22 protein-coding genes and 3 pseudogenes are annotated in these 22,634 nt (G+C 43.7%); 8 read left to right on the top strand and 17 right to left on the bottom strand.

Annotated features, from left to right (window positions below; genetic code table 11):
* Positions 1-931 precede the first annotated feature (931 nt).
* The 14 genes and pseudogenes from DXE31_RS05335 to DXE31_RS05270 form a co-directional block, all read right to left on the bottom strand.
* Positions 932-1,282: an MATE family efflux transporter gene (locus tag DXE31_RS05335; protein ID WP_114698078.1), complete on the bottom strand. Its 351-nt coding sequence runs from the start codon at positions 1,280-1,282 to the stop codon at positions 932-934.
* A gap of 76 nt (positions 1,283-1,358) precedes the next feature.
* Positions 1,359-2,360: pseudogene (galE, locus tag DXE31_RS05330) on the bottom strand (UDP-glucose 4-epimerase GalE).
* Between the two features lie 38 nt (positions 2,361-2,398).
* Entirely contained in the window at positions 2,399-3,772 is a 1,374-nt protein-coding gene (locus DXE31_RS05325) for a hypothetical protein (RefSeq protein WP_231969391.1), read from the bottom strand.
* A gap of 14 nt (positions 3,773-3,786) precedes the next feature.
* Positions 3,787-4,782 (bottom strand): GDP-L-fucose synthase family protein, encoded by a 996-nt coding sequence (locus DXE31_RS05320; protein ID WP_114698076.1) that lies wholly within the window; start codon positions 4,780-4,782, stop codon positions 3,787-3,789.
* Between the two features lie 56 nt (positions 4,783-4,838).
* Positions 4,839-5,969 carry a GDP-mannose 4,6-dehydratase gene (gene gmd / locus DXE31_RS05315; protein WP_114698664.1) on the bottom strand — a complete coding sequence of 377 codons (1,131 nt, stop codon included), beginning with the start codon at positions 5,967-5,969 and terminating at the stop codon, positions 4,839-4,841.
* A gap of 59 nt (positions 5,970-6,028) precedes the next feature.
* Complete coding sequence (locus tag DXE31_RS05310; RefSeq protein WP_114698075.1) at positions 6,029-7,555, bottom strand: mannose-1-phosphate guanylyltransferase/mannose-6-phosphate isomerase; 1,527 nt, start codon at positions 7,553-7,555, stop codon at positions 6,029-6,031.
* A gap of 517 nt (positions 7,556-8,072) precedes the next feature.
* Positions 8,073-8,381 carry a high-potential iron-sulfur protein gene (locus DXE31_RS05305; protein ID WP_114698074.1) on the bottom strand — a complete coding sequence of 103 codons (309 nt, stop codon included), beginning with the start codon at positions 8,379-8,381 and terminating at the stop codon, positions 8,073-8,075.
* 196 nt (positions 8,382-8,577) lie between these two features.
* Positions 8,578-8,784, bottom strand: a complete 207-nt coding sequence (locus DXE31_RS05300) for a hypothetical protein (RefSeq protein WP_114698073.1) — start codon at positions 8,782-8,784, stop codon at positions 8,578-8,580.
* Between the two features lie 26 nt (positions 8,785-8,810).
* Positions 8,811-9,818 carry a hypothetical protein gene (locus tag DXE31_RS05295; protein ID WP_114698072.1) on the bottom strand — a complete coding sequence of 336 codons (1,008 nt, stop codon included), beginning with the start codon at positions 9,816-9,818 and terminating at the stop codon, positions 8,811-8,813.
* A 4-nt stretch (positions 9,819-9,822) separates the two neighbouring features.
* Positions 9,823-10,494 (bottom strand): GTP cyclohydrolase I, encoded by a 672-nt coding sequence (folE, locus tag DXE31_RS05290; RefSeq protein WP_231969539.1) that lies wholly within the window; start codon positions 10,492-10,494, stop codon positions 9,823-9,825.
* Between the two features lie 150 nt (positions 10,495-10,644).
* Positions 10,645-10,935, bottom strand: coding sequence for an MAPEG family protein (locus DXE31_RS05285; RefSeq protein ID WP_231969538.1), 291 nt, complete (start codon positions 10,933-10,935; stop codon positions 10,645-10,647).
* A gap of 138 nt (positions 10,936-11,073) precedes the next feature.
* Positions 11,074-11,706 (bottom strand): glycerol-3-phosphate 1-O-acyltransferase PlsY, encoded by a 633-nt coding sequence (plsY, locus tag DXE31_RS05280; RefSeq protein WP_114698070.1) that lies wholly within the window; start codon positions 11,704-11,706, stop codon positions 11,074-11,076.
* A 44-nt stretch (positions 11,707-11,750) separates the two neighbouring features.
* A complete protein-coding gene (xerD, locus tag DXE31_RS05275) occupies positions 11,751-12,677 on the bottom strand; it encodes a site-specific tyrosine recombinase XerD (protein ID WP_114698069.1) in 927 nt (308 codons plus the stop codon).
* Positions 12,670-13,155 carry a YajQ family cyclic di-GMP-binding protein gene (locus DXE31_RS05270; RefSeq protein WP_114698068.1) on the bottom strand — a complete coding sequence of 162 codons (486 nt, stop codon included), beginning with the start codon at positions 13,153-13,155 and terminating at the stop codon, positions 12,670-12,672. Before DXE31_RS05270 ends, xerD begins: the two co-directional genes overlap by 8 nt.
* 125 nt (positions 13,156-13,280) lie before the next feature.
* Here DXE31_RS05270 and murB point away from each other — a divergent pair, with 125 nt between their 5' ends.
* Positions 13,281-14,318: a UDP-N-acetylmuramate dehydrogenase gene (gene murB, locus DXE31_RS05265; protein ID WP_114698067.1), complete on the top strand. Its 1,038-nt coding sequence runs from the start codon at positions 13,281-13,283 to the stop codon at positions 14,316-14,318.
* Positions 14,319-14,337: 19 nt separating this feature from the next.
* On the opposite strand, the gene xseA is transcribed toward murB, so the two are convergent.
* A complete protein-coding gene (gene xseA / locus DXE31_RS05260; RefSeq protein WP_114698066.1) occupies positions 14,338-15,558 on the bottom strand; it encodes an exodeoxyribonuclease VII large subunit in 1,221 nt (406 codons plus the stop codon).
* A 310-nt stretch (positions 15,559-15,868) separates the two neighbouring features.
* On the opposite strand from xseA, the gene DXE31_RS05255 reads away from it, so the two are divergent.
* From DXE31_RS05255 to DXE31_RS05225, 7 genes and pseudogenes are all read left to right on the top strand, one after another.
* Positions 15,869-16,498, top strand: a complete 630-nt coding sequence (locus DXE31_RS05255; RefSeq protein ID WP_114698065.1) for a MotA/TolQ/ExbB proton channel family protein — start codon at positions 15,869-15,871, stop codon at positions 16,496-16,498.
* Positions 16,495-16,959, top strand: coding sequence for an ExbD/TolR family protein (locus DXE31_RS05250; protein ID WP_114698064.1), 465 nt, complete (start codon positions 16,495-16,497; stop codon positions 16,957-16,959). Before DXE31_RS05255 ends, DXE31_RS05250 begins: the two co-directional genes overlap by 4 nt.
* 23 nt (positions 16,960-16,982) lie before the next feature.
* Positions 16,983-18,074, top strand: a complete 1,092-nt coding sequence (gene lpxK, locus DXE31_RS05245; protein WP_114698063.1) for a tetraacyldisaccharide 4'-kinase — start codon at positions 16,983-16,985, stop codon at positions 18,072-18,074.
* A gap of 61 nt (positions 18,075-18,135) precedes the next feature.
* Entirely contained in the window at positions 18,136-18,315 is a 180-nt protein-coding gene (locus tag DXE31_RS05240; protein WP_114698062.1) for a Trm112 family protein, read from the top strand.
* Between the two features lie 32 nt (positions 18,316-18,347).
* Complete coding sequence (gene kdsB, locus DXE31_RS05235; protein ID WP_114698061.1) at positions 18,348-19,115, top strand: 3-deoxy-manno-octulosonate cytidylyltransferase; 768 nt, start codon at positions 18,348-18,350, stop codon at positions 19,113-19,115.
* A 116-nt stretch (positions 19,116-19,231) separates the two neighbouring features.
* Positions 19,232-19,897: an adenylate kinase gene (gene adk / locus DXE31_RS05230; RefSeq protein ID WP_114698060.1), complete on the top strand. Its 666-nt coding sequence runs from the start codon at positions 19,232-19,234 to the stop codon at positions 19,895-19,897.
* A 106-nt stretch (positions 19,898-20,003) separates the two neighbouring features.
* Positions 20,004-20,876: pseudogene (locus DXE31_RS05225) on the top strand (GDP-mannose 4,6-dehydratase); the annotation flags it as partial.
* Positions 20,877-20,904: 28 nt separating this feature from the next.
* Here DXE31_RS05225 and nrdR read toward each other — a convergent pair.
* Positions 20,905-21,344 (bottom strand): annotated as a pseudogene (gene nrdR, locus DXE31_RS05220) (transcriptional regulator NrdR).
* 28 nt (positions 21,345-21,372) lie between these two features.
* Positions 21,373-22,617, bottom strand: a complete 1,245-nt coding sequence (gene glyA, locus DXE31_RS05215) for a serine hydroxymethyltransferase (protein WP_114698059.1) — start codon at positions 22,615-22,617, stop codon at positions 21,373-21,375.
* Positions 22,618-22,634: the final 17 nt, after the last annotated feature.

Raw genomic sequence — 22,634 nt, 5'->3', positions numbered from 1 at the left:
CATGGCTAGCCTCGACGATATTGACGAATGAGATTATGAAAGTGCGAGAACTCATAAAAACATGTAAATACTGCAGACGAGTTTTTTCTGTAAAACAATAAATCCGTGAGCACCGTTAAAGTAAATAGCCTCTAACATGCTAGAGGCCACGGCTCTATATAAACCGTATCAAACTATAACCAGCAATCACACTAATAATAAGACTACATAATGAAGATAGGGCCGGATACCAATAATTACCCTCCAAAATAAGAAACATATTACGAACTGAGCCTAGCATTCCAAAAAGCGGTCTTAAAAATAACCAGGGCAATAAGGCTGCTGCTTCAGCATACTGTGCCCCATGTAGGCAAATGAAAACAGTCGTCAAGAAAATTATTACTGGAATCAACAAGCAATAGATAATAAAACCAATAAAATATGTACGTCTTCTATCAATCAAATCATTCTCAGAATTCATCAGTGAAGCTAGCTTAGGCATTAAAACGGTCACTAAAATGACGCAGACTACATCTATGATTTCAAAAATCTTGAGTGCTGCAGAGTACCGACCCACATCTTGCCACCCTAGAAATTTTTGCGTGAATAAGCTTGCTTGAATTTGTACTTCATGGACAGCGGATCAATGAACAAATATTCAACTCGAGCTTGAAACGTAATCGGAAGACCAGAAAAAATCATCTTCCATGAACTTAACAATAGATTTTTTGCGTAATCAAACCGAAATGAACCTGATAAAAATCCTTTTTTCTTCAAAAATAATTTAAAGAAAGTGGCAGTCATCAAGAATTCGCTTGTCAGCGCCACAGTCATATAGTCTATAGGCAATGAGAATACGAGGACAAGTGTCTTGAATATATTCGCTAAAAATGCTGCCACACTTCTACTTAGGGCTATCTTAGAGAATTCATCTTCAACCCTAAGACGATACTCATATACATCTCCAGCCTGAATTGGTAGACATAGGGCGAGCAATCAAGAAGATCTGCGATGTTCCAGATTCATAAAATATCAGTCCAATTACCAATATATAAGCAGCACCGCCAACAAGCCTCAGTATGAATGCTGTTTTTTCAATATCGTCGCGAGATAGGCCTTGTTGATTGAATGTTGCCATATCTCTAGGCACTATATCTTCCAATCCTAGGGAAGATAAGCTTCCAAATACACTTGCCGTAGCTAAAACGTAATTGAGCTGTCCAAATTCTTCAAGTCCATAGAAGCGTGCAATCAATACACCTAATACAAAGCTAATGACTAACCGAAAACCTCGATCTGCCAATAAAAAAATGAACTTTGAATGATCCGTGCATGCATACTATTGTTTATCCAAAGTATCCGCAATCAATTCTGAAAAATTACTTAATTAACTTTTGAAGCTGCACTTGATAATTCCATGAGCTGTCACACATTGACTGCAAATCCCGCTTAGCTTGCCAACCTAAAACAGCTAATACCTTATCTGCCTTGGCGAAGTCAATAGGTAGGTCTCCGCTCCTGCGTTCTTTTACTATCTTTGATATTGCTTGCTTTGCAAACTTTTCAAAAGCGCTAATCAAGTCATCAACGCTATAGGGATTGCCAGTTCCGAGATGAATGGCTTCCCAACCTTTGTGCTTATTAGTAAAAGCCAAGGCTTCTGCATGTCCTTCAGCCAGATCCATTGCATGAATATAGTCGCGCTCACCTGTGCCATCTTTCGTATCGTAATCGTCACCAACAATATTGAGATGCGGCAGTTTTCCAGAAACTACCTGGCAAATATAAGGCATGAGGTAATTAGGGATGCCTTGAGGTAGCTCACCTATTAACCCTGACTCATGTGCGCCAATGGAGTTGAAGTAACGCAAGCAAACAATCGACCATTCCGGATCAGACTTGGATAAGTCTTGCAAAATTTCTTCGACTTGTAATTTGGTTCTGCTATAATTCTTCATAGCATCCAAAGGATGCTCTTCATCGTACGGCAAGTATTGTGGTTCACCATAAACAGTAGCGCTTGAACTAAAGATCAACTTTTTAACATTCATAGTCTGCATTGCTTCGATGAGAGCAATTGATCCGCCGACATTATTATCAAAGCATTTAAGAGGGTCAGCACCTGATTCAACGACGGACTTTAAACCCGCAAAATGAATAACGCACTCAATCTGATGGTCTTATAAAATACTTTTTCGTCAAGATTGATCTCGATCATCCCCTTGATAAAAAGGTAATTTTTTACCCGTAACAATCTCTAAACTATCGAGAGATAGTCGCGATCTCTTGCAAAGATTGTCAATATTCACCACAGAATGACCTTCACCAGAAAGAACGGCTGCTATATGACTTCCAATAAACCTGAGGCCACCTGTTAACAGAACAGAATATTCATATTGAAAGTATGCTTTTTATTTAACTATCGATGATCGATTTTTGAAGCTTGAGGCAATTGCAATGCTGTCAAAATCGCAAACCAATAAAATAAAATTTCCACAGCATGCTTGCCATTGAGCTCACCAACAAGATAAAGCAAAAAAATCATTCCGGCCATAATTGGTACAGTTACTCTAAATGGACCTTTAGATTTGGTGCTTAAGTAAAAAACACTAATTAAAATACCCCACATAAGTAAGAGCGCAGGAACACCAAGGGATAAAGTTAAATCAATCCAGCCACTGTGAGTCGCATAGGGTGTTGCACCAGGATAGTCTATCAGCAATAGTTTATTGAACGAGATATAGAGAACGCCAGTTCCTAAAGGATGCCGACCAATCAATCTCACTCCTACGACTGCCCATGCCACCCGCTCATACGTATTGCCAACTACAGCACGTCCTGTGTCTGTTTTGGGCACCTCACCATTAATATTAGAGTGTTGCCACTGTGGGAATCGATCTACTTGAACTGCAATTTTCGCGTCTTCAACTAATGTGAGCCAACCCGTATTTCTCTGTATCTGATGATAGGTAAATATCGAAGCCAGGATTGCTAATCCAACAATAAAAATGATCACAATAGCCAGCTCTTTAGTGGCACCTTTGGTAATAATCTTTTTAACAACCCATAACCCCCCGCTCATAATAAGTGTGGCAAATAAGATGGCTGCCAAACCAAAGCCATTGCGGGTGTCATAAATAAAAACGTAGGAATACAAGGTGATTACCACGCCCAGAAACCAAAAAAGCAATACCCACTTATGTGCTGTTAACTGCTGACGCCTAAAAAGATCGAGCACTGTTCCTGTAAGCCCAGCAATAAGCAAGGTTCCCACCAGAACGCCATTAATCTTGCCTTCAAAAAGGTAGCCATGATAGTCGGGTACAAAAAGCGCATTTTTTGCTAACGCTTTTGGGATATATTGGGCATAGACAGCCATAATTCCCAAGAGGATTCCAAGCCATAAATAATGTATCCAGATGGGTTTACGCAAAATCACTAAGCCCGTACCCCAAGCCAAAATTGAAGCTAACACCACTCGCAACCATGTGCTTTTAAGCTCCTGAAGCTGGCTGATTGGATCTTGCGAAAAGAAAAAGAAATGAATCACCACCCAAGCAAATATCAATCCAGTAAAAATCAGGGGTAGCACATGTACCGACTGGAGTTGTCTTTTTAAACTTCCTGTGCGCCAGCGATTAACAATGTATATGATGGATACAATCGTCCCAAGCACCAACACGATGTTACGTAATGCAATCGTATCTTTAATAGCCCAAATTGCCAGCAATACAACATTGAAAAAAATCAATCCGCCACCAAGCCAATCTGGCTTTACTGAAGTACCGTTCAAGGCCAGTCTCATCGCTATCGGGCTTGGCTTGCGGTAAAGTCTGCTTGGGTCACCATTTGCGCATAGGCATTCTTCAGACCCTGGTCTAGTTGAACTTGCGGCTTCCAACCTAACTGATTTAATAGCTCTGAACTCATCCACTTACGGGGTGCACCGTCAGGCTTTGATTTATCAAAAGTAATTTCCCCCTGATAGTCCGTTGCAATAGCTACAGCATGAACTAACTCAGCAATCGTCACATCTGACCCAAAGCCGACATTAATATGACTTTGCATAGGATCTGTATTCTCGTCATATATAGATTTATCCAGCTCCATAACAAAAACGGAGGCAGCAGCCATATCGTCCACATAGAGAAATTCACGGCGTGGGGTGCCAGTACCCCAAATGACTACCTCTGGGGCATTATCTAACTTTGCTTCATGCAAACGCCTAATCAAGGCCGGAATCACATGGCTATTTTCTGGGTGATAGTTATCCCCTGGACCATATAAATTGGTGGGCATGACTGAGCGATAATCTACGCCGTGTGACTTGCCATATTGGCGATTGTAACTCTCACACATCTTGATGCCAGCAATTTTTGCAATGGCATAGGGCTCATTGGTTGGCTCGAGCTTACCCGTTAAGAGGGCATCTTCACTCATTGGCTGCGGTGCCAATCTCGGATAAATACAGCTTGAACCTAAAAAGAGCAATTTTTTAACGCCATTAACAAATGCCTGATGAATGACATTGTTTTGCACCATCAAGTTGTCGTAAATAAATTCAGCTGGAAAAGTATTATTCGCATAAATACCGCCTACCTTAGCAGCTGCTAAATAGACTTGATCGGGCTTTTCAGATTGAAAAAAATCTGCTACGGCAGCTTGATTGGTGAGCTCTAACTCAGCATGAGTGCGTGTGATAATATTTTGATAACCCTTAGCTCGAAGATTGCGCACAATAGAAAAACCTACCATACCGCGGTGGCCAGCTACATATATTTTTTGATTTAAATCTAAGGGCATCTAAATAATTTCTTTATCTTTTAGCTTATCTAACTTCTAGTTTGGTCTTGGAAGGTTTAATTCTCTTTACCAACAGGCACTGAGTAACCATGCTGTTGTAATAAAGCGTGCTGCTTAGCCTGATCTAAGTCGTTAGCCACCATTTCTACGATCATTTGATCGAGTGTGATTTCTGGAACCCAGCCTAACTTCTCTTTAGCTTTAGTTGGATCACCCAAGAGGGTTTCTACTTCAGCGGGACGGTAGTAACGTGGATCAATTTGCACAATCACATCACCCACTTTGAGTGCAGGCGCTTTATCACCATCAATTGCAGCAACAGTCGCTTTTTCATTTTCAGCAGAGCCTTCAAACTTTAAAGTTATGCCCAATTGCTTTGCACTACGCATAATAAATTCCCGTACAGTGAATTGCACACCTGTCGCAATTACAAAGTCTTCTGGCTTATCTTGCTGGAGCATGAGCCACTGCATACGCACATAATCTTTAGCGTGACCCCAGTCGCGTAGTGCGTCGATGTTACCCATGTACAGACACTTCTCCAAACCTTGTGCAATATTGGCAAGGCCACGAGTCACCTTACGCGTCACAAAAGTCTCACCGCGGCGCTTGGATTCATGGTTAAACAAAATACCGTTACAAGCGTAAATGCCATAAGCCTCACGATAGTTCACAGTAATCCAGTAGGCGTACATCTTCGCAACTGCATAGGGACTTCTGGGATAAAAAGGGGTAGTTTCCTTTTGCGGGATTGCTTGTACCAAACCATACAACTCAGAAGTAGATGCTTGATAAAAGCGGGTTTTCTTTTCTAAACCCAAAATACGAATTGCCTCAAGCATGCGCAATGGACCTATTGCATCGACATCGGCCGTGTATTCTGGAGACTCAAACGACACCGCCACATGAGACTGCGCGCCCAAGTTGTAGATTTCATCGGGTTGTGTTTGCATAATTATGCGCACTAGATTAGTAGTATCAGTTAAATCACCGTAGTGCAATATTAAATCTGGGTGATTGAGATGTGGATCTTGGTAGATATGATCAATACGATCGGTATTAAAAGAAGAGGCACGTCGCTTGATGCCGTGAACGATATAACTTTTTTCTAATAAGAATTCAGCCAAATAAGATCCGTCTTGGCCTGTAATACCAGTAATTAGGGCGACTTTTTGTTTGCTCATCATTAACTCTTCCATGCTATGTAAATATTGACTAAGGTAATCACTAAAAGTTGACTACTAATTTAACTTCTACCGTAGGTATCTTCAAAACGAACAATATCGTCTTCACCGAGATAACTACCGGATTGCACTTCAATAATTTCTAGCGGGGTTTTTCCAGGGTTAGCCAAGCGGTGGATTTGACCTTGCGGGATATAAGTGCTCTGGTTCTCGCTTAATAACAGGACTTGATCGCCATTAGTGATCTCAGCAGTACCTTTCACCACAATCCAATGCTCGGCACGATGGTGATGCATTTGTAAAGATAGACTTGCACCGGGCTTTACCTGAATACGCTTGACTTTAAAGCGCTCACCCTCATCGACACTGTCGTACCAACCCCAAGGCCGAGATACTTTGCGGTGCAAATTTTTCTCTTCACGTTTTTGCGCTTCTAATTGCCCAACAATATTTTTAACCTCTTGACTATTTTTTCGGTCAGCAACTAAAACAGCATCTGCAGTTTCAACAATAATCAGATTCTCAACACCCACAGCACTCACCAAGCGACTACTCGCATGAATCAGCGAGTTCTTAGAATTGCTCACCAAAGCATCGCCAGAAGTGACATTACCTTGTTCATCTTGCTTACCAACTTGCCACACAGCATCCCATGCTCCAAGATCATTCCAGCCTGCATCGAGCTCTACCATCTTGATTGGATAGTGAGAGCCTGGGCATTTTTCAATCACTGCATAGTCAATCGATTCACTGGGAATTGCTTTGAACAATTCTGCGTCTGGACGAATAAATTCAACGTCACCTGCGGCATCAATGACTTTAGCCTGCCATGCGCTTTGCGTGGCAGCGAAAATATCAGGACGAAACTCTTTAAGCGCTGCTAACCAAACACTGGCTTTAAGAACAAACATTCCGCCATTCCAAAAGTAACCGCCTTCAGCAAGGTATTGTTTAGCGGTTGTCTCATTGGGCTTTTCTACAAAGCGCTCAACTGTATATGTGTGATTAGAATTGGGGCCATCTTGAACCTTGATATAGCCATAACCTGTTTCTGATGCCATCGGAGTAATACCTAAAATTGCAATCACACCAGATTGTGCAATTTCGATGCTAGCGGCTAAAGCTTTTGTAAATGCAGTTGGATTGGTCACCGTTTGATCGGCTGGAGTGACAACCAGGATCGGATCATTAGCTACTTCTGCATGGATGCTATGAGCCTGATCATGTGCATATAAAGCTGCCAATGCAAGTGCGGGAGCAGTATTTCTGCCGACAGGCTCTAACAACAGTGCGGCCGAAAGCTCTGGATACTTATTCTTTATCTCACGCAATTGATCCAAAGCTAAAAAACGGTGTGCTTCGTTAGTAACAACGTGAGTTTTACCAAGAGCAATGTCCTTGCCAGCAACTGTATGAATTCGGCCAATCGCTTGCTGAAATAGGCTTTGATTAGAACCGTCGCCAGAGAGAACCAAAAATTGCTTAGGGAAACCTGCTCTAGATAATGGCCAAAGACGAGTACCCGAACCGCCACATAAAATGACGGGAATTATCTGGGTCGATAAAAAGGATGGAGTAATATCACTCACCAGTTATGTATTTTTGCAAAAGAAGTGTTATTATAAGGCCCAATGCCTATTAGCATGGATACTTTTTATCTTTCCCGGCGCCTTCCGATCGGAGCCTTATCTATTCTAAGGCTTTAGAACCCCTAGATTTCTACCTAAACATCCCTATTGAATTAAGGACCTTGAAGTCAGGCACAAAGATTTTTATTATTCATTGTTGCAAGAAAGCTATTTAAAGCTCCATATTGTATATCTAAAACAATATCAAGGAGCCAACCTGACTACAGAAAGCATCCCAAAAATCAATGTTCGTAATTCAGTAAACGAATGCGCCCCTTCTCTCTCAAAAAGGAGAATGCAGGCAAGTATCAGAATTACGGGATGAAAGACTGCATCGCCTCGATTGCGGCGACAAAAATTAAATAGGCCCTCACTGATAAACACTCGTCACTCATACCAAGAGAAGCTTTAAAGGTAATGTAATAAAAAAGACCGCACATGCGGTCTTTTTTATTAAGTGTTGCAAAGCAGTTTTAGCTTAAGCCTTCTTAGCGTAAGCAGAGCACCAACCCTTACCAGCAACTTGCTTACCAGCAAACAATGAACAACCACCAGAAGCAGAACCCGCTTTACCTTGATAGAGAGCGCAGTTGTCGCACTGTTGGCCAGCAGTATATTTAGAAAATTTTGCTTTGTCTACTTTAGAGGCATCGGCTTTGTAACCTAATGCAGCAGCTTGTGGATCGGTTTCAGCAACCATTGCTTGAGCTTGAATTTTACCGTTCAAAGCCAAGGTACAGGCACCAGCAGCAGACAAAATCATAAATTGGCGACGACTATTTTTCATGGGTTCTCCAAAAAATAAAACAGCAAATAATTTAAAAGTGTTTTAACAAAATCAATCAGTTTCAATAACTTTTAAAGCTAAAGCGAATCATAGTGGAGAAGATTTGATGCTGCTAGCCAGCATGTAAGTCAATGATCTATAAAGAAATATAGATGAGAATAATTCTCAGAACAATCTAGATAGCTCCAATGAGGACTTATTTCCACCCCTTAAGATTCATACAGCTGATCCACTGCTTTATGTGCGCCCCAGAGCCAGCCTCTGGATAATCCTCTTGGCATCCCTTAAGGTCTTTGTTGTAAGCGGCCTTCGTATTTTTTGCTGGATCTTGACTTGCCGTTTGCATATCAATGCAAGCTATCAAACTTAGGCTTAAACCAAGAATCGTAACAACGGTTTTCAAATAGGCAGGTCGTAATGATTTCCTTTTTATTTTGCTGATCGGCCATTAGGGCTATTTGTGCTGTTTATTTTCATATATAAACCATGATCTGCGCAGGCCCGATTAAACGCTATAGCAGGTAAAGAATCTTTCGCACCGATCTCTCCACTAGATTTTTTACCTGCCCCCTGGGCAGTCATACTATAAGTATTGCTTTGACAATTGGCCGTAAAAAGATAATCGGCTTGCTTTGGAAAATCATTTTCCATCAAATAAGAACTTAATCGCATATGACGGACATCCTTCTTAGCATCAATGATGTCCACTGCATTGTTGATGACTTCATAAAACACTGGAGGATTTTTGGCTGGCACTTCTGTACCTATAGAAGGTGGGGGCGCAGATGGAGTCTGGGTTTTTACCAAGCTATTCTTTTGCGTCTGCTCAAGCTCCAACTGTTTTTCTTTTTCATATTGCGCAGCATCTCGAATGACCTCTTTTTTGGCCTGAATTAAAGACATTGGCTCCAACTGGAATAAAAAGTAGTTGACGTTTGCATCATCTATGAATTTTCTACCGCAAATACGGGTGCGCACATATGCCATAGCGGTGCGTGGTTTGATCTTGACCCAACCTGTTCCATTGGGTGATTTTACGTCACCCACCAACGGTGCTTTTGAAACGGCATTCTGAGTAAACAGCGTTTCTGACCTTTGATAGTTGCCAAAGCAATCGATTTTCTGACGATAGGGTCCCACGATAGTGGCATTGTAGGGTGCAAGCTGATTTTGTTCCCTAGGAGAAAAGAATATGTCAAAAATAACGATGCCATTCTCATCCTCACTTAAGGTGTAGGGATCGTAGTACCACAGCTTAGCTTTGGATTCTGCTAACAAAATCCAGGTACGACTTGCAAAATCTTTTTGATTGAGTGGGGGGAGGTAGAAAAATGGGGACTCCGTCTCTTCGCTCATGAAGGCTTGATAGTCTTGTCGCTTTGGGCCTGTATTGCAGCCAACAATGAATACAACAATAAGAAGCAACAGTTTTTTCATACGATTATTTTCGATCAATCAGAGCCAAAAACTCTCGACGTAGATTTGAGTCCTTCAAAAATGCACCGCGCATCACGCTATTAATCATTTTTGAGTTACGATCCTTCATGCTACGCCATTGCATACAGAAATGATCCGCATCCATCACCACGGCGACACCGATAGGCTTGATCCTTTTCTCCAGCATATCGGCTAGTTCAACCACAGCCTCTTCCTGAATCTGTGGACGACACATCACCCACTCGGTTAAACGCGAATACTTTGATAAACCGATCAAAGCGGATTCTTTGCTAGGCAGCACTCCAATCCAAATGCGGCCCATGATTGGGCACAAATGATGGGAGCAAGCGCTGCGTACAGTAATTGGCCAAATAATCATGAGCTCATTTAGACGACTGACATTAGGAATCTTGGTTAAGATAGGTTGATCGACATAGCGCCCGTTAAACACCTCCTGGACATACATCTTGGTTACACGGCGGCTCGTATTTTGGGTGTTGTGATCGTTTTTGGTATCTATCACCAAGCTCTCAAATACAGTCTGCATTTTTTCCGCCACCTCTTCAACTAATCCCTCAAGCTCGCCTGGCTTAATAAATACCGAGATGTTGTCATTCGCATGAAAGCGTGCGTTTTGAACTTCGATACAACGATGCATGACTACTGAGAGCGGCATTCCACCATCTTCAGCTTGGCTAGATTGTTTAGTAACGGCTAATTTATTATTGCCAGTCGTTTTAGCGGCGCTTGCGACTTTTTGTACTGGCTTTTTTTGAACAGGCATTTCAATTTCCTAGTCTCGAATTTTTACGAAAATATGCTCAATCTAAATCTGAAAAAATAATGCCACTACACAAAGAAGACCTATGCTCCAAACGATACTCCGAGTTGTTGGCCAATTCGCTACATAGCAACCCAAATACGCAATACGGGCGAATACAAAACCTAAGGCCAAGAAGTCTACAGTTGCCTGAGGAGCATTTGCTAGATGGTCAATGATGACTGCTGCAAAAAACAAAGGAAGAGACTCAAACAAATTAGTCTTGGCAGCATTAGCACGAGCACGAAAACCCGTTTGCTGAGCAAACCATTGCCTTTTGGCATGCTGTTGTCGTATCCATTAAAGCCTTTTTTAGCGATTCCAGCGGCTACATAGGACAACAAAAAGCCCATAAACAGTACACAAAAGCGTAGGCAATAGTCATGATGGTATTTGAAGGGGGTTTAGATGATGAGATGAGATGAGATGAGATGATTATTTTGGGGCTTTTTTACTACCGATACGACTCTCAGTGCCATTGAGCAAATTTTGAATATTGCTACGATGCCGCCAAATGTGTAAGAGGCACACAATCAAAAGCGCAATACCCATAGGATGAAAACCAAATAAAAAGACAAAATAGATCGGGCCAAATATTGCTGCTGACAAAGCCGCCAGAGATGAGTACCGCATGAACACCGCCACAATAATCCATGTGCTCAATGTAGCGAAGCCTAAGATCCAATTAACCCCAAACAAGATGCCACAAGCGGTTGCCACACCTTTGCCACCCTTAAAGCCATGGAAGATCGGAAAGAGATGTCCAAGAAACACTGCGAGCACAACGCCGCACAAAACCCAGGAGTTGTTGGTAGCACTCAGTGAGTCATCACCAAGTAGCAATCTAGCCAACATGACCGCAAGGAAGCCCTTTAGCGCATCTCCGATCAGGGTTAGGACTGCGGCCAGTTTATTGCCTGTACGCAATACATTGGTGGCCCCAGGATTACCAGAGCCATAAGTATGGGGGTCGGGCAAACGCATGCACTTACTCACTACAACTGCAAAAGAAACAGAGCCAATTAAATAGGCAAGCGAAATCAACCAAAGATCTAAAGTAAGGTCCATACCGCTATCTTAATCACTTGTAGCGATGCTTGAGTCAGAAGAGCTCAAGAGCCACGCGGGTGATGCTGCTGATGAATGGATTTAAGCCTTTCCCTTGCCACATGGGTGTAAAGCTGCGTAGTCGAGATATCCGCGTGCCCTAGGAGCAACTGCACCACCCTTAAGTCTGCACCATGATTGAGTAAATGAGTAGCAAATGCATGGCGCAAAGTATGGGGTGATAGTGCAACCGGAATATTGGCTACGGTGGCATAGCGCTTAATAAGCGCCCAAAATGCTTGGCGAGTTAAACCAGTACCCGTATGTCGACCCACAAACACGGCATCGCTTGTTTTACCTTCTAGCAAAGGTGTGCGCGCCTCAGCGAGATAACGCCTTATCCATTGCCCAGCTTCACCCCCAAAAGGGACTAAGCGCTCTTTTCCACCTTTACCATTAATGACGCGTACAACACCCTCGTTTAAACCTAAGGCAACAGTTTTCAGAGATACGATTTCTGAAACGCGCAAACCACTGGCATACATGAGCTCTAACATCGTTCGATCGCGCAAACCCAGCGGTGCTTCAATGTCAGGCGCATTCAGTAGAGCCGTTACCTGATCTTCGCTTAGCGTCTTAGGAAAACGCAGTGCTTGTTTTGTAGCGCGCAATCCAATGCATGGATCACTTTTGACTAAATTCATGCGTAGAGCATGTCGATAAAAACGCTTGAACACTATCAAACGTCGATTAGCGGTAGTCGCTTTGTCAGCACGACGATGAGCAATATATGCCGTCAGATCTTTTTCAGTAACAGCGTATAAATCTGCCCCTGATTTTTGATAAAGCCATTGAGCCAGAAGTAAGAGATCTCTGCGATAGGCATTAAGACTATGTTGGGCCAGACCATCCTCTAACCAGCAAGCATCACAAAAGCATTCAATTGCCTCTTGGCTTGCGGGCTCTATCTTGAGAGAGGATGCATTAGTCACGGAAATTATTAAAGCCCAATGGTGCTTCAGTCGCTTCTTTTTTGAGCAAAGCCATCGTCTCTTGTAAGTCATCGCGCTTAGCGCCAGTAACACGTACAGCATCACCCTGAATGCTCGCCTGCACTTTGAGCTTGCTATCTTTAATAATATGGACAACTTTCTTCGCCAAATCAGAAGTAATACCTTTTTGGATCTTCATAGTTTGTTTGCGCTTGTCGCCCCCAATAGTTTCGGTTTTGTCATCTTTTAGATAACGAACATCGACATTGCGCTTAGCCATCTTGTTGATCAGTACATCACGAACCTGACCCAATTTGAAGTCATCGTCACCAAACAAAATCAATGTTTCATCCTTTTGTTCAACACGACTATCAGAGCCCTTGAAGTCAAAACGATTGGTAATTTCTTTATTGGATTGCTCGATCGCATTTTTGAGCTCGACCATATCCGGCTCACACACAACGTCAAATGATGGCATTTTTACTCCTTCTTGATTCTGTAAATAATTCTCTAAACAACTCTATTTTCTCGATATTGAGCATCTCTTAGAGGCCTTAACTACAAAAAATATGCTCAAGATTCTTTTACAAATAAGATTGTGGCATGAACCGTCCTCAAAATGCGCTTTCGCCAGCAAAATTGATCTCCAATTTGGGATTGAAGGACCGCAATACCTTTGGATTGGACGCCCATGCTGAGCTAGTCTATGAAGTCAATGCGCCCGAGCAAATCCCAGCGGTTATAAAGGAAATCAGAGATCAAAAATTGACTTGGCGGGTTCTTGGAGGCGGCAGCAATGTCATTCTTCCTCCAGTTTTGCCTGGCGCTACCTTACTCATGAACATTATGGACCAAGACATTATTTCCAGCAATGCTAACGCCGCCCTTCTTGCAGTAGGCGCAGGGGTGAATTGGCATGAGCTAGTTGTCTGGACGCTCGAAAATAACTTACCTGGCTTAGAAAATTTAGCCCTCATTCCAGGAACGGTGGGTGCAGCGCCGATTCAAAATATTAGTGCATATGGCGTTGAAGTTGCGGATTACATTAACAGCATCGAAGCATTTGATGCAAATAAGCAAACCTTTGTCACTTTGCACAATGATGCCTGCCACTTTGCCTATCGCGATAGCTGCTTCAAGCAAAATCCCCAGCGCTTTATTGTGACAAAGGTCGTTTTTAAAATTCCTAAAACATGGCGGGCCCGTGTTCATTACGCAGATTTAGCAAATCAGTTTGGAGAACACTCCAGTCCAAGCCCTGAGGATGTATTTTTAGCAGTTTGCAAAATGCGCACACAGAAATTACCCGATCCTAGAACGATTGGTAATGCTGGTAGCTTCTTTCAAAATCCAATTGTATCCATTGAGCAATTTGAAACTTTACTTAAAGTCCATACAGACCTAGTTTCTTACCCAGATGCCACTGGAAAACGTAAGTTGGCAGCAGGCTGGCTAATTGATCAGTGCGGGTTTAAAGGACAGCGTATGGGTAATGTTGGGGTTTATGAGAACCAGGCTCTGGTACTCGTAAATCATGGTGGTGGCACCGCAAAGGACATTCTAGTCCTGGCTAAATGTATCCAAGACAAAGTACGAAAAGAATTTGGTATCAGTCTGCAGATTGAGCCAAATATTTTTTAAGGGTCTTCTTTCAAGCCAATCACTTCACCTCAAGCATTTGGATCTCTCCAAACTGCACTTCTGCCTCACCCTCTGCTAGACGCACCTGAAACGGCGCTTGTATATTTAGCTCGCTAGGTTTTCTGACTGCATGCAAGTACTCTTTGTGTTTACTCAGAATAACGGCATAACCCCGCTCTAGAGTACGCTGAGGATTGAGCATCTCTAATTGGGATTGATAGTGCGATTGATTGCGTTGCCAATTTTGCATGCGTACAGTCCAAGCTTGATGCAAGCGTTGTTGCCATCCTTGTATTTGCTCTCTCATGCGCTCGTGGTTGGGTAATGCATGGCTGAGACGAAGAGCCAATTGATCCAAAGTCTGCGCCTCATGCTCTACCTTTTGTTCAATTCGCTGGCGTAAAGATTGTTCAATGGTTGCAAGCTCTTGCAACATTTGATCTCTGCGCGGTGCCGCTAGCTCTGCCGCCCCAGTTGGAGTTGGAGCGCGTAAGTCCGCTACGAAATCTGCGATGGTGAAATCCGTTTCATGTCCAACGCCACTGACGACTGGTATCGATGAATCTGCAATTGCATAGACCAACTGCTCATCATTAAACGCCCAGAGATCCTCAATGCTTCCGCCACCACGCACTAATAAAATGACATCAACCGCATTTTCTTTTTCTGCAGTCTTGAGCGCAGCAATAATTCCACTAGGAGCATCAGGGCCCTGCACTAAGGTTGGGTAAATCACAATCGGGATATGGGGCGCTCTTCTAGCCAATGTACTCAAGACATCTTTTAATGCTGCTGCTTGAGGTGAAGTGATGATGCCAATCGATCTTGGATGAGATGGAATTTCTCGCTTACGCTCATCATCAAATAAGCCTTCTCTAGCCAGCTTCGCTTTGAGCTTTAAAAAAGCCTCATACAGTCCACCCATTCCTGCACGACGCAGTGTCTGAATGGTCAGTTGAATGTCGCCACGAGGAACATACATTCCTAAACTGGCACTAACCTCAACAAGGTCACCAGATTGAGGCATAAATCCGACGTGGCCATTGCGACCTCGGAACATGACACAGCGAATTTGGCCCTCTTCGTCTTTTAAGGAGAAGTACCAGTGCCCACTGTCATAAGCCTTGAAATTAGAAATCTCCCCGCTCACCCAAACAATATCAAATCGAGCCTCCAAAGAAGCAGCAATGGCGCGGTTGAGATCGCCAACACTGAGAATTTCCCTTGATATTTCCGACATTTTTCTCTTTAATCATGTGACAATCTGGGTTTGATGACCATCAATATTCACAGATCTTGATGCGCCCTCGCTTCGAGACTTATAAGTCAGCAATTACTGACCCAAAACGTCTCATAAATCCAACTTAGCATTACTAAGTTATTGATTTATATAAATAATAATTTGTCCTTTTTAAACGATTTTGGCCAAAAAAAGTATGCCAACCATCTATCAAGGACGTACAGCACCCATCTAAAAAAGTTTTGCACAGAGTGATCCACAGACTAGCTTGTCGAAACAGGTTGATTAATTCAGCTAAAGTACTGAGCTTATGTATTCCATTTTACTATCAGCAGGCTGGCCAATTTGGCCCCTCCTCGTTATCTCTATTATTGGCTTAGCAATTGTTTTGGAGCGCAGTTGGTACTTACGCCAAAACCATATTTTTCCCAAAAACTGCTTAGAAAGCACGTTTTCTTGTGTAAATCATATTCTTAGCAAAAAAACGGGGCTTGAACAGTTAATTAGCGACCTGAACCAGACTTCTCCAGTAGCGCCATTACTCATCTGTGCCTTGCGTGAAAAGCTCAATAACAGTAGCGCCGAGGAAACTCTAGAAGAGCTCCAAGTGACCGCGCAAATCATATGGCAAAAATTAGACCGCTATTTAGGCACCCTTGCCACGATTGCGCCTTTATTGGGTTTGTTTGGCACTGTAGTTGGCATGATTGAAATTTTTGGCAGTCAAGGCGCCATCAATGGCTCCGCCGGAAGTCCACAACAATTGGCACACGGCATTTCTGTTGCTTTGTATAACACTGCCTTTGGTTTATTAATTGCCATTCCTGCTTTGGCTGCATGGCGTGCTTTACGTGCAATCACCAATCAGCGTCAACGCGAGTGTGAAGAATTTACCCGCCAGATTTTTAAGAAGCTCTACCCGAACGATTCCTCAAAATGAGTTGGTTAGATACCCATCCACATGCCAAGAGAAAAATTTCACTTATACGTAATTTTCCTGCAGCAGAACCTGAGCTTAATCTCATTCCATTTATTGATGTGCTGCTGGTCATCTTGATCTTTTTGATAATCTCAACCACATTTACATGCTATCAAGAATTGGCCATCACCTTGCCGACGGCTAACGGCAGTGAAAGCCAAGTAGATGTGAAGCAAATTCAGAGTGCGGTAAGCCGCGATGGTCGCTTTGCGATTAACGGCAAAGTGACGGATCGCTCGCAACTGACCAATACATTAATTCAGCTTAATGGGCAAGGCCAACAAAAAGAGGTTGGCAACTCCTTACAAGTTTATATCGATGCGGATGCTACAGCCACACACCAAGCGGTCATGACTGCACTCGAAGCGGCACGAGATGCTAACCTGTCGAATATTGTGTTTAGTAGTCACACCAAAAAGTAAAACGAATCTAGAAAATCGCCTTCATGTCTTTTTCTCTTTTTCGTAAAGCGCCACAGTTTTGGGAAAGACGTGAGCCTACTAGCCTATTGCTATGGCCTTTTTCTTGGTTATACGGTTTAGTACTGCGTACTCGCAAACTGATTCAAGACAGCGGTCTACTCAAACAAACACCTGCTCCTGTTCCGATCATCGTCGTCGGCAATATTCGCGTGGGCGGCACTGGTAAAACACCTATCGTCATTGCCGTAGTGGAACGTTTACAACAACTGGGGTGGAATCCTGGAATTATCAGCAGAGGCTATGGCTCCTCCTCGCAACTGGTTCCGCTTCAGGTAAAGAGCCAATCCGATCCAGCATTGGTAGGCGATGAGCCAATCTTAATTGCAAAACGTACTCACGATCAGTTTCCAATTTGGGTGTTTCCAAAACGCCAAAAGAGTATTCAAGCCTTACTGAAACATTCTCCTAATGTGAATGTTATTATTAGTGATGATGGGTTGCAGCATAGCGGCTTAACTCGCTGGCCCGCTCGCGAAGGCGGCCGTGATATTGAGCTTGTAGTGCGCGATGAACGCGGTGAAGGTAATCGCTTTTTACTACCCGCCGGTCCATTACGTGAACCCGCTACACGTGATCGTGATGCCACTCTGTTCACTGCAAAAGCAAAAAATGATCCTCACAAACAAGGGCAGCAAGACGAATACTTTTTGGGTCGTCGCGCGTTCTCCTTGTTGACTAACTTAGCTAATCCCTATCAACTGATCAATCCCAGTAATCATCAAACCTTTGCTCAAATTGCCGACAGCTATTTACCAAACCAAATCAGCAAGATTGCCGCAATAGGAAATCCACAATGCTTTTTTGATGACCTCCTTCAGCGCGGCATTACTGGAAAAACCATTGCCTTAGCCGATCACGCTACCTATACACCCGAATTTTTTGAACACCTCAATACCCAATGCATTCTCATTACCGAGAAAGATGCCGTGAAATGTGCGGGCATTACGGATGAGCGCATTTGGGTGGTGCCAATGACGCTGCCACTCCCCGATAGTTTTGCCGAGTGGTTGCAATCCATACTGCAAAGGCCAGATCCTTACCGTTACAACTTGTAGGTTTCAGCTAGATAGCACTATACTGTCTCATCATTTATATAAGTCGCAAGCTAAAGACATTATGGATAAACGACTGCTCGATATTTTGGTGTGCCCTTTATGCAAAAGCCAAGTACACCTAGATACCGCTAAACATGAGTTGATCTGTAAAGCCGATCGTTTGGCCTACCCCATTCGTGATGACATTCCAGTAATGCTTGTGGATGAAGCGCGTAGCCTGAGCGCTGACGAAATCGCTTAAAAAATTTAGCTTTCTCTTTTAAACCATCATCAATGAATGCTTCTCTTAAAGCTCCCGATTTCCTGGTGGTCATTCCAGCAAGGTTAGGATCAACTCGCCTACCTCGTAAGCCTTTAGCAGATATTGGCGGCAAGCCGATGGTGATTCGGGTTGCTGAACGCGCCATGCAGTCGCTCGCACAAAGCGTGGTAGTTGCTACTGATTCACCAGAGATCCAAGCAGTTTGTGATGAGTATCGGATTGAATGCTTGCTGACTAGTGCAGACCATCCAACGGGTACTGATCGCATTGCTGAAGTTGCACAGCTCCTGAAATTACCCAATAATGCATTCATGGTAAATGTACAAGGCGATGAACCCCTGATTCCACCAGAACTCATTAATCAAGTAGCCATGACATTGGCAGATCATGCTCAATGCGACATCTCGACTGTTGCGGTACCCATTACAGATGCTGCAGAGATCAATAATCCCAATGTCGTAAAAGTCGTGCTTAACCGATCTGGGGAAGCGCTGTACTTTTCAAGGTCAGTCATTCCGTTTATTCGTGACCCTGATGTCAATCAGAAAACTGAATATCTACGGCATCTGGGCATCTATGCTTACAGGGCTGACTTTTTGAATGCGTTTACTCGCCTAGACCCTGCTCCACCAGAGAATGCAGAAGCCTTAGAGCAACTACGTGCCCTCTGGAATGGCTATCGGATCGCGACTCACATTATCCCTGAAGCACCTCCAGCTGGAATCGATACCCCAGAGGACCTAGAGCGGGTAAGAGCGCTAATAATCGGCCACTCTTAGGCTAATCCGCACGAAAAGAGGAGTGGATTCTGGCTTCTCGGGGATAATCCTAGGCAATGAGTTTCTTGGATCCCCACAAAATACGGGACAATGATAGCTCTTCTAAGGGGAAAACAATGCGGTTGATTCTGCTCGGTGCACCAGGTGCTGGAAAAGGCACACAAGCTCAGTACATTTGCGAAAAATTTGCGATTCCACAAATCTCCACAGGAGACATGTTACGAGCCGCTGTCAAGGCCGGAACCGAACCCGGTATTGCGGCTAAGAAAATCATGGATGCTGGCGGCTTAGTTTCTGATGACATCATCCTTGGCCTCGTGAAAGATCGCTTAACTCAACCAGATTGCAGCAAAGGCTATTTGTTTGATGGCTTCCCCAGAACAATTCCTCAAGCGCAAGCTATGAAAGACGCTGATGTTCCTATTGATTACGTTTTAGAAATCGACGTACCGTTTGATGTCATCATCGATCGCATGGAAGGACGTCGCGTACACACAGCCTCTGGTCGTACTTATCACATCAAATACAACTCGCCAAAGGTTGAAGGCAAGGATGATGTGACTGGTGATCCACTGATTCAGCGTGACGACGACAAAAAAGAAACGGTGCGCAAGCGTTTACAGGTCTATAATGATCAAACACGCCCATTAGTCGAATACTACTCCAGCTGGGCATCACAAGCAAATGCAGCCGACAAAGTCAAGGCACCAGCCTATTGCAAAGTCAGCGGCACTGGAAGTGTTGCAGGCATCACCGCATCCATTTTTGCGGTATTAAAGTAAGCTCAGTAAATTGGCCGCCAAAAAAGCGTTAATTATTGGTGCTACTGGGCAGGATGGTGCTTACCTAGCTAGACACCTCCTATCCAAAGGATAGGAAGTCACGGGTTCATCACGTGATGTGATGGCCTCCTCCTTCAATAATCTCAATGCCCTTGAAATACGATCTCAAGTCAAACTCATCTCTGTTTCTATTAATGACTTGAGAAGTGTATTCAACGCCATTCAAGCTGCCGATCCTGATGAGATTTATAACCTAGCAGGTCAAACCTCTGTAGGGCTCTCTTTCGATCAGCCAGTAGAGGCGATTGAGAGTATCGCAATTGGCACGCTCAATATCTTGGAAGTCATTCGACTCCTGAATAAACCGGTACGTTTCTATAACGCTGGTTCGAGCGAATGTTTTGGTGATACTGGTGACACTCCAGCAAACGAGCAAACACCTTTTGCACCACGCAGCCCTTATGCTGTTGCCAAGTCCACTGCCAAGTGGCTGATCAATAGCTACCGTGAGTCTTATGGTCTCCATGCATGTACTGGAACCCTCTTCAATCACGAGTCTCCATTACGTCCAGAGCGCTTTGTGACACAAAAAATTATTACTGATGCTGCCAAAATTAAAGCTGGCCAACTGGATAAATTGCAGCTTGGTAACTTGGATATCTCTCGTGACTGGGGTTGGGCTCCAGAATATGTAGAAGCCATGTGGCTCATGATGCAATTAGATCAACCGGATGACTTTGTCATTGCCACAGGCAGAAAAGAATCCCTGAAATATTTTGTCGCTAAATCATTCGAATACTTTGATTTAGATTGGCAGAAATTTGTGGAAATCGAGCCAAGCTTTTTCCGTCCCAACGAGATTGTTTCTAGTGTAGGCAATCCAGAAAAAGCGATTAAAACTCTGGGCTGGAGCAAGCTAACAGATATCGATGGCGTTATCAAAATGATGTGTGCCGAGCAAGCAAAAAAATATCTGTAATCACTGAACCGACTGGTAGTTTTCTATACTATTTCAGCTCTTTGAGAGCGCTTTCAAACGATTCAATGTCGGCAAAGCCTCTATACACAGAGGCGAAGCGGATATAAGCAACCTTGTCCAAACGTTTGAGTTCGCGCATCACTAGCTCACCCACGCGCTCACTGGAAACCTCCTTTTCACCCAAACTCAGAAGTTGTTCCTCAATACGGGCAATCGACTCACTGAGTCTGAAGAAACTGGTCGCTTGCGTAAGGCAAGCTTAATTGAGTCGGCCAATTTATCGTGACTGTACTCAACGCGGCTACCATTCTTTTTAACAATAGCCAGCAGAACCAATTCAACACGTTCATAAGTTGTAAAGCGCTTATCACATTTGGCACAACGGCAGCGGCGAATAGTATCGCCTTCGTCTGAGACCCGGGTATCTAAAACCTGGGTATCGTCGTTATGACAAAAAGGGCAGCGCAATTAACTCTTCTTGACTTGAATAGTTGAATTAACCATAAACCGGAAAACGCTTCGTGAGCTCTGCAACTTGAGCACGCACCTTAGCAATATTTTCTGGGTCATTAGGGTTATCCAAAACATCTGCAATGAAGTGACCGACTTGTCTTGCCTCTGCCTCTTTGAATCCACGTGTTGTCATTGCTGGGGAACCCAAACGAATACCGCTGGTCACCATTGGCTTTTCTGGATCATTCAAAATCCCATTCTTGTTACAAGTGATGTGTGCTTCACCAAGAACGCGCTCTGCTTCTTTGCCAGTCATTTTCTTCGCACGCAAATCTACCAACATCACATGAGAATCAGTACCACCAGAAACAATGCGCAAGCCACGCTCTATCAGGGTTTCTGCAAGTGCTTGGGCGTTAGCAACAACTTGCTTTTGATAATCCTTAAATCCTGGCTCCAAGGCTTCTTTAAAGGCTGCAGCCTTGCCGGCAATCACATGCATTAAAGGACCACCCTGCAAGCCTGGGAATACCGCAGAATTAATAGCCTTCTCGTGCTCAGCCTTCATCAAAATGAAGCCGCCACGTGGACCACGTAAGCTCTTATGAGTGGTAGAGGTCACAATGTCGGCATGTGACACTGGATTGGGATAAACACCAGCAGCAACTAAACCAGCATAGTGAGCCATATCAACCATAAATATCGCGCCCACTTCCCTTGCTAATTTACCGATACGCTCAAAATCAATTTTTCTAGAGTAGGCAGATGCGCCAGCAATAACCAATTTAGGTTTGTGCTCGTGGGCCAAACGCTCCATCTTCTCGTAATCGATCTTTTCATTTTTATCTAAGCCGTAAGCAATTGGATTGAACCACTTACCACTCATATTTAGAGCCATACCGTGGGTTAAGTGACCACCTTCAGCAAGACTCATACCCATAAAGGTATCGCCTGGCTTGAGGAAGGCCAAGAACACTGCTTGATTGGCAGATGCGCCACAATGGGGTTGCACGTTTGCAGCTTCAGCACCGAATAAAGTTTTAACGCGGTCAATCGCCAATTGCTCAGCAACGTCAACGAATTCACAACCACCGTAGTAACGCTTACCTGGATAGCCTTCGGCGTACTTATTAGTCAACTGAGAGCCTTGGGCCTCCATTACCGCAGGAGAGGTGTAGTTCTCAGAAGCAATTAGCTCAATATGATCTTCCTGACGCTTATTTTCGTTCTGAATTGCTGCCCATAACTGGGGATCAGTTTTGGCTAGGGTATTTTGACGGTCAAACATGATGAAAATCCTGATTT

The sequence above is a fragment of the Polynucleobacter necessarius genome, assembly GCF_900095185.1.
Taxonomy (GTDB): Bacteria; Pseudomonadota; Gammaproteobacteria; order Burkholderiales; family Burkholderiaceae; genus Polynucleobacter.
The sequence above is the reverse complement of the archived record's forward strand: the minus strand, read 5'-3'. Positions and strand labels throughout refer to the sequence as shown.

Excerpts from the sequence above, each read along its gene's own strand:
- DXE31_RS05320 (WP_114698076.1), bottom strand. The coding sequence starts at position 4,782 with ATGCCCTTAGATTTAAATCAAAAAATATATGTAGCTGGCCACCGCGGT.
- murB (WP_114698067.1), top strand. The coding sequence starts at position 13,281 with ATGAACCGTCCTCAAAATGCGCTTTCGCCAGCAAAATTGATCTCCAAT.
- folE (WP_231969539.1), bottom strand. The coding sequence starts at position 10,494 with ATGCCGCTCTCAGTAGTCATGCATCGTTGTATCGAAGTTCAAAACGCA.
- DXE31_RS05250 (WP_114698064.1), top strand. The coding sequence starts at position 16,495 with ATGAGTTGGTTAGATACCCATCCACATGCCAAGAGAAAAATTTCACTT.
- gmd (WP_114698664.1), bottom strand. The coding sequence starts at position 5,969 with ATGATGAGCAAACAAAAAGTCGCCCTAATTACTGGTATTACAGGCCAA.
- DXE31_RS05305 (WP_114698074.1), bottom strand. The coding sequence starts at position 8,381 with ATGAAAAATAGTCGTCGCCAATTTATGATTTTGTCTGCTGCTGGTGCC.
- DXE31_RS05295 (WP_114698072.1), bottom strand. The coding sequence starts at position 9,818 with ATGAAAAAACTGTTGCTTCTTATTGTTGTATTCATTGTTGGCTGCAAT.
- adk (WP_114698060.1), top strand. The coding sequence starts at position 19,232 with ATGCGGTTGATTCTGCTCGGTGCACCAGGTGCTGGAAAAGGCACACAA.
- plsY (WP_114698070.1), bottom strand. The coding sequence starts at position 11,706 with ATGGACCTTACTTTAGATCTTTGGTTGATTTCGCTTGCCTATTTAATT.
- lpxK (WP_114698063.1), top strand. The coding sequence starts at position 16,983 with ATGTCTTTTTCTCTTTTTCGTAAAGCGCCACAGTTTTGGGAAAGACGT.
- DXE31_RS05255 (WP_114698065.1), top strand. The coding sequence starts at position 15,869 with ATGTATTCCATTTTACTATCAGCAGGCTGGCCAATTTGGCCCCTCCTC.
- kdsB (WP_114698061.1), top strand. The coding sequence starts at position 18,348 with ATGAATGCTTCTCTTAAAGCTCCCGATTTCCTGGTGGTCATTCCAGCA.
- glyA (WP_114698059.1), bottom strand. The coding sequence starts at position 22,617 with ATGTTTGACCGTCAAAATACCCTAGCCAAAACTGATCCCCAGTTATGG.
- xseA (WP_114698066.1), bottom strand. The coding sequence starts at position 15,558 with ATGTCGGAAATATCAAGGGAAATTCTCAGTGTTGGCGATCTCAACCGC.
- DXE31_RS05270 (WP_114698068.1), bottom strand. The coding sequence starts at position 13,155 with ATGCCATCATTTGACGTTGTGTGTGAGCCGGATATGGTCGAGCTCAAA.
- DXE31_RS05240 (WP_114698062.1), top strand. The coding sequence starts at position 18,136 with ATGGATAAACGACTGCTCGATATTTTGGTGTGCCCTTTATGCAAAAGC.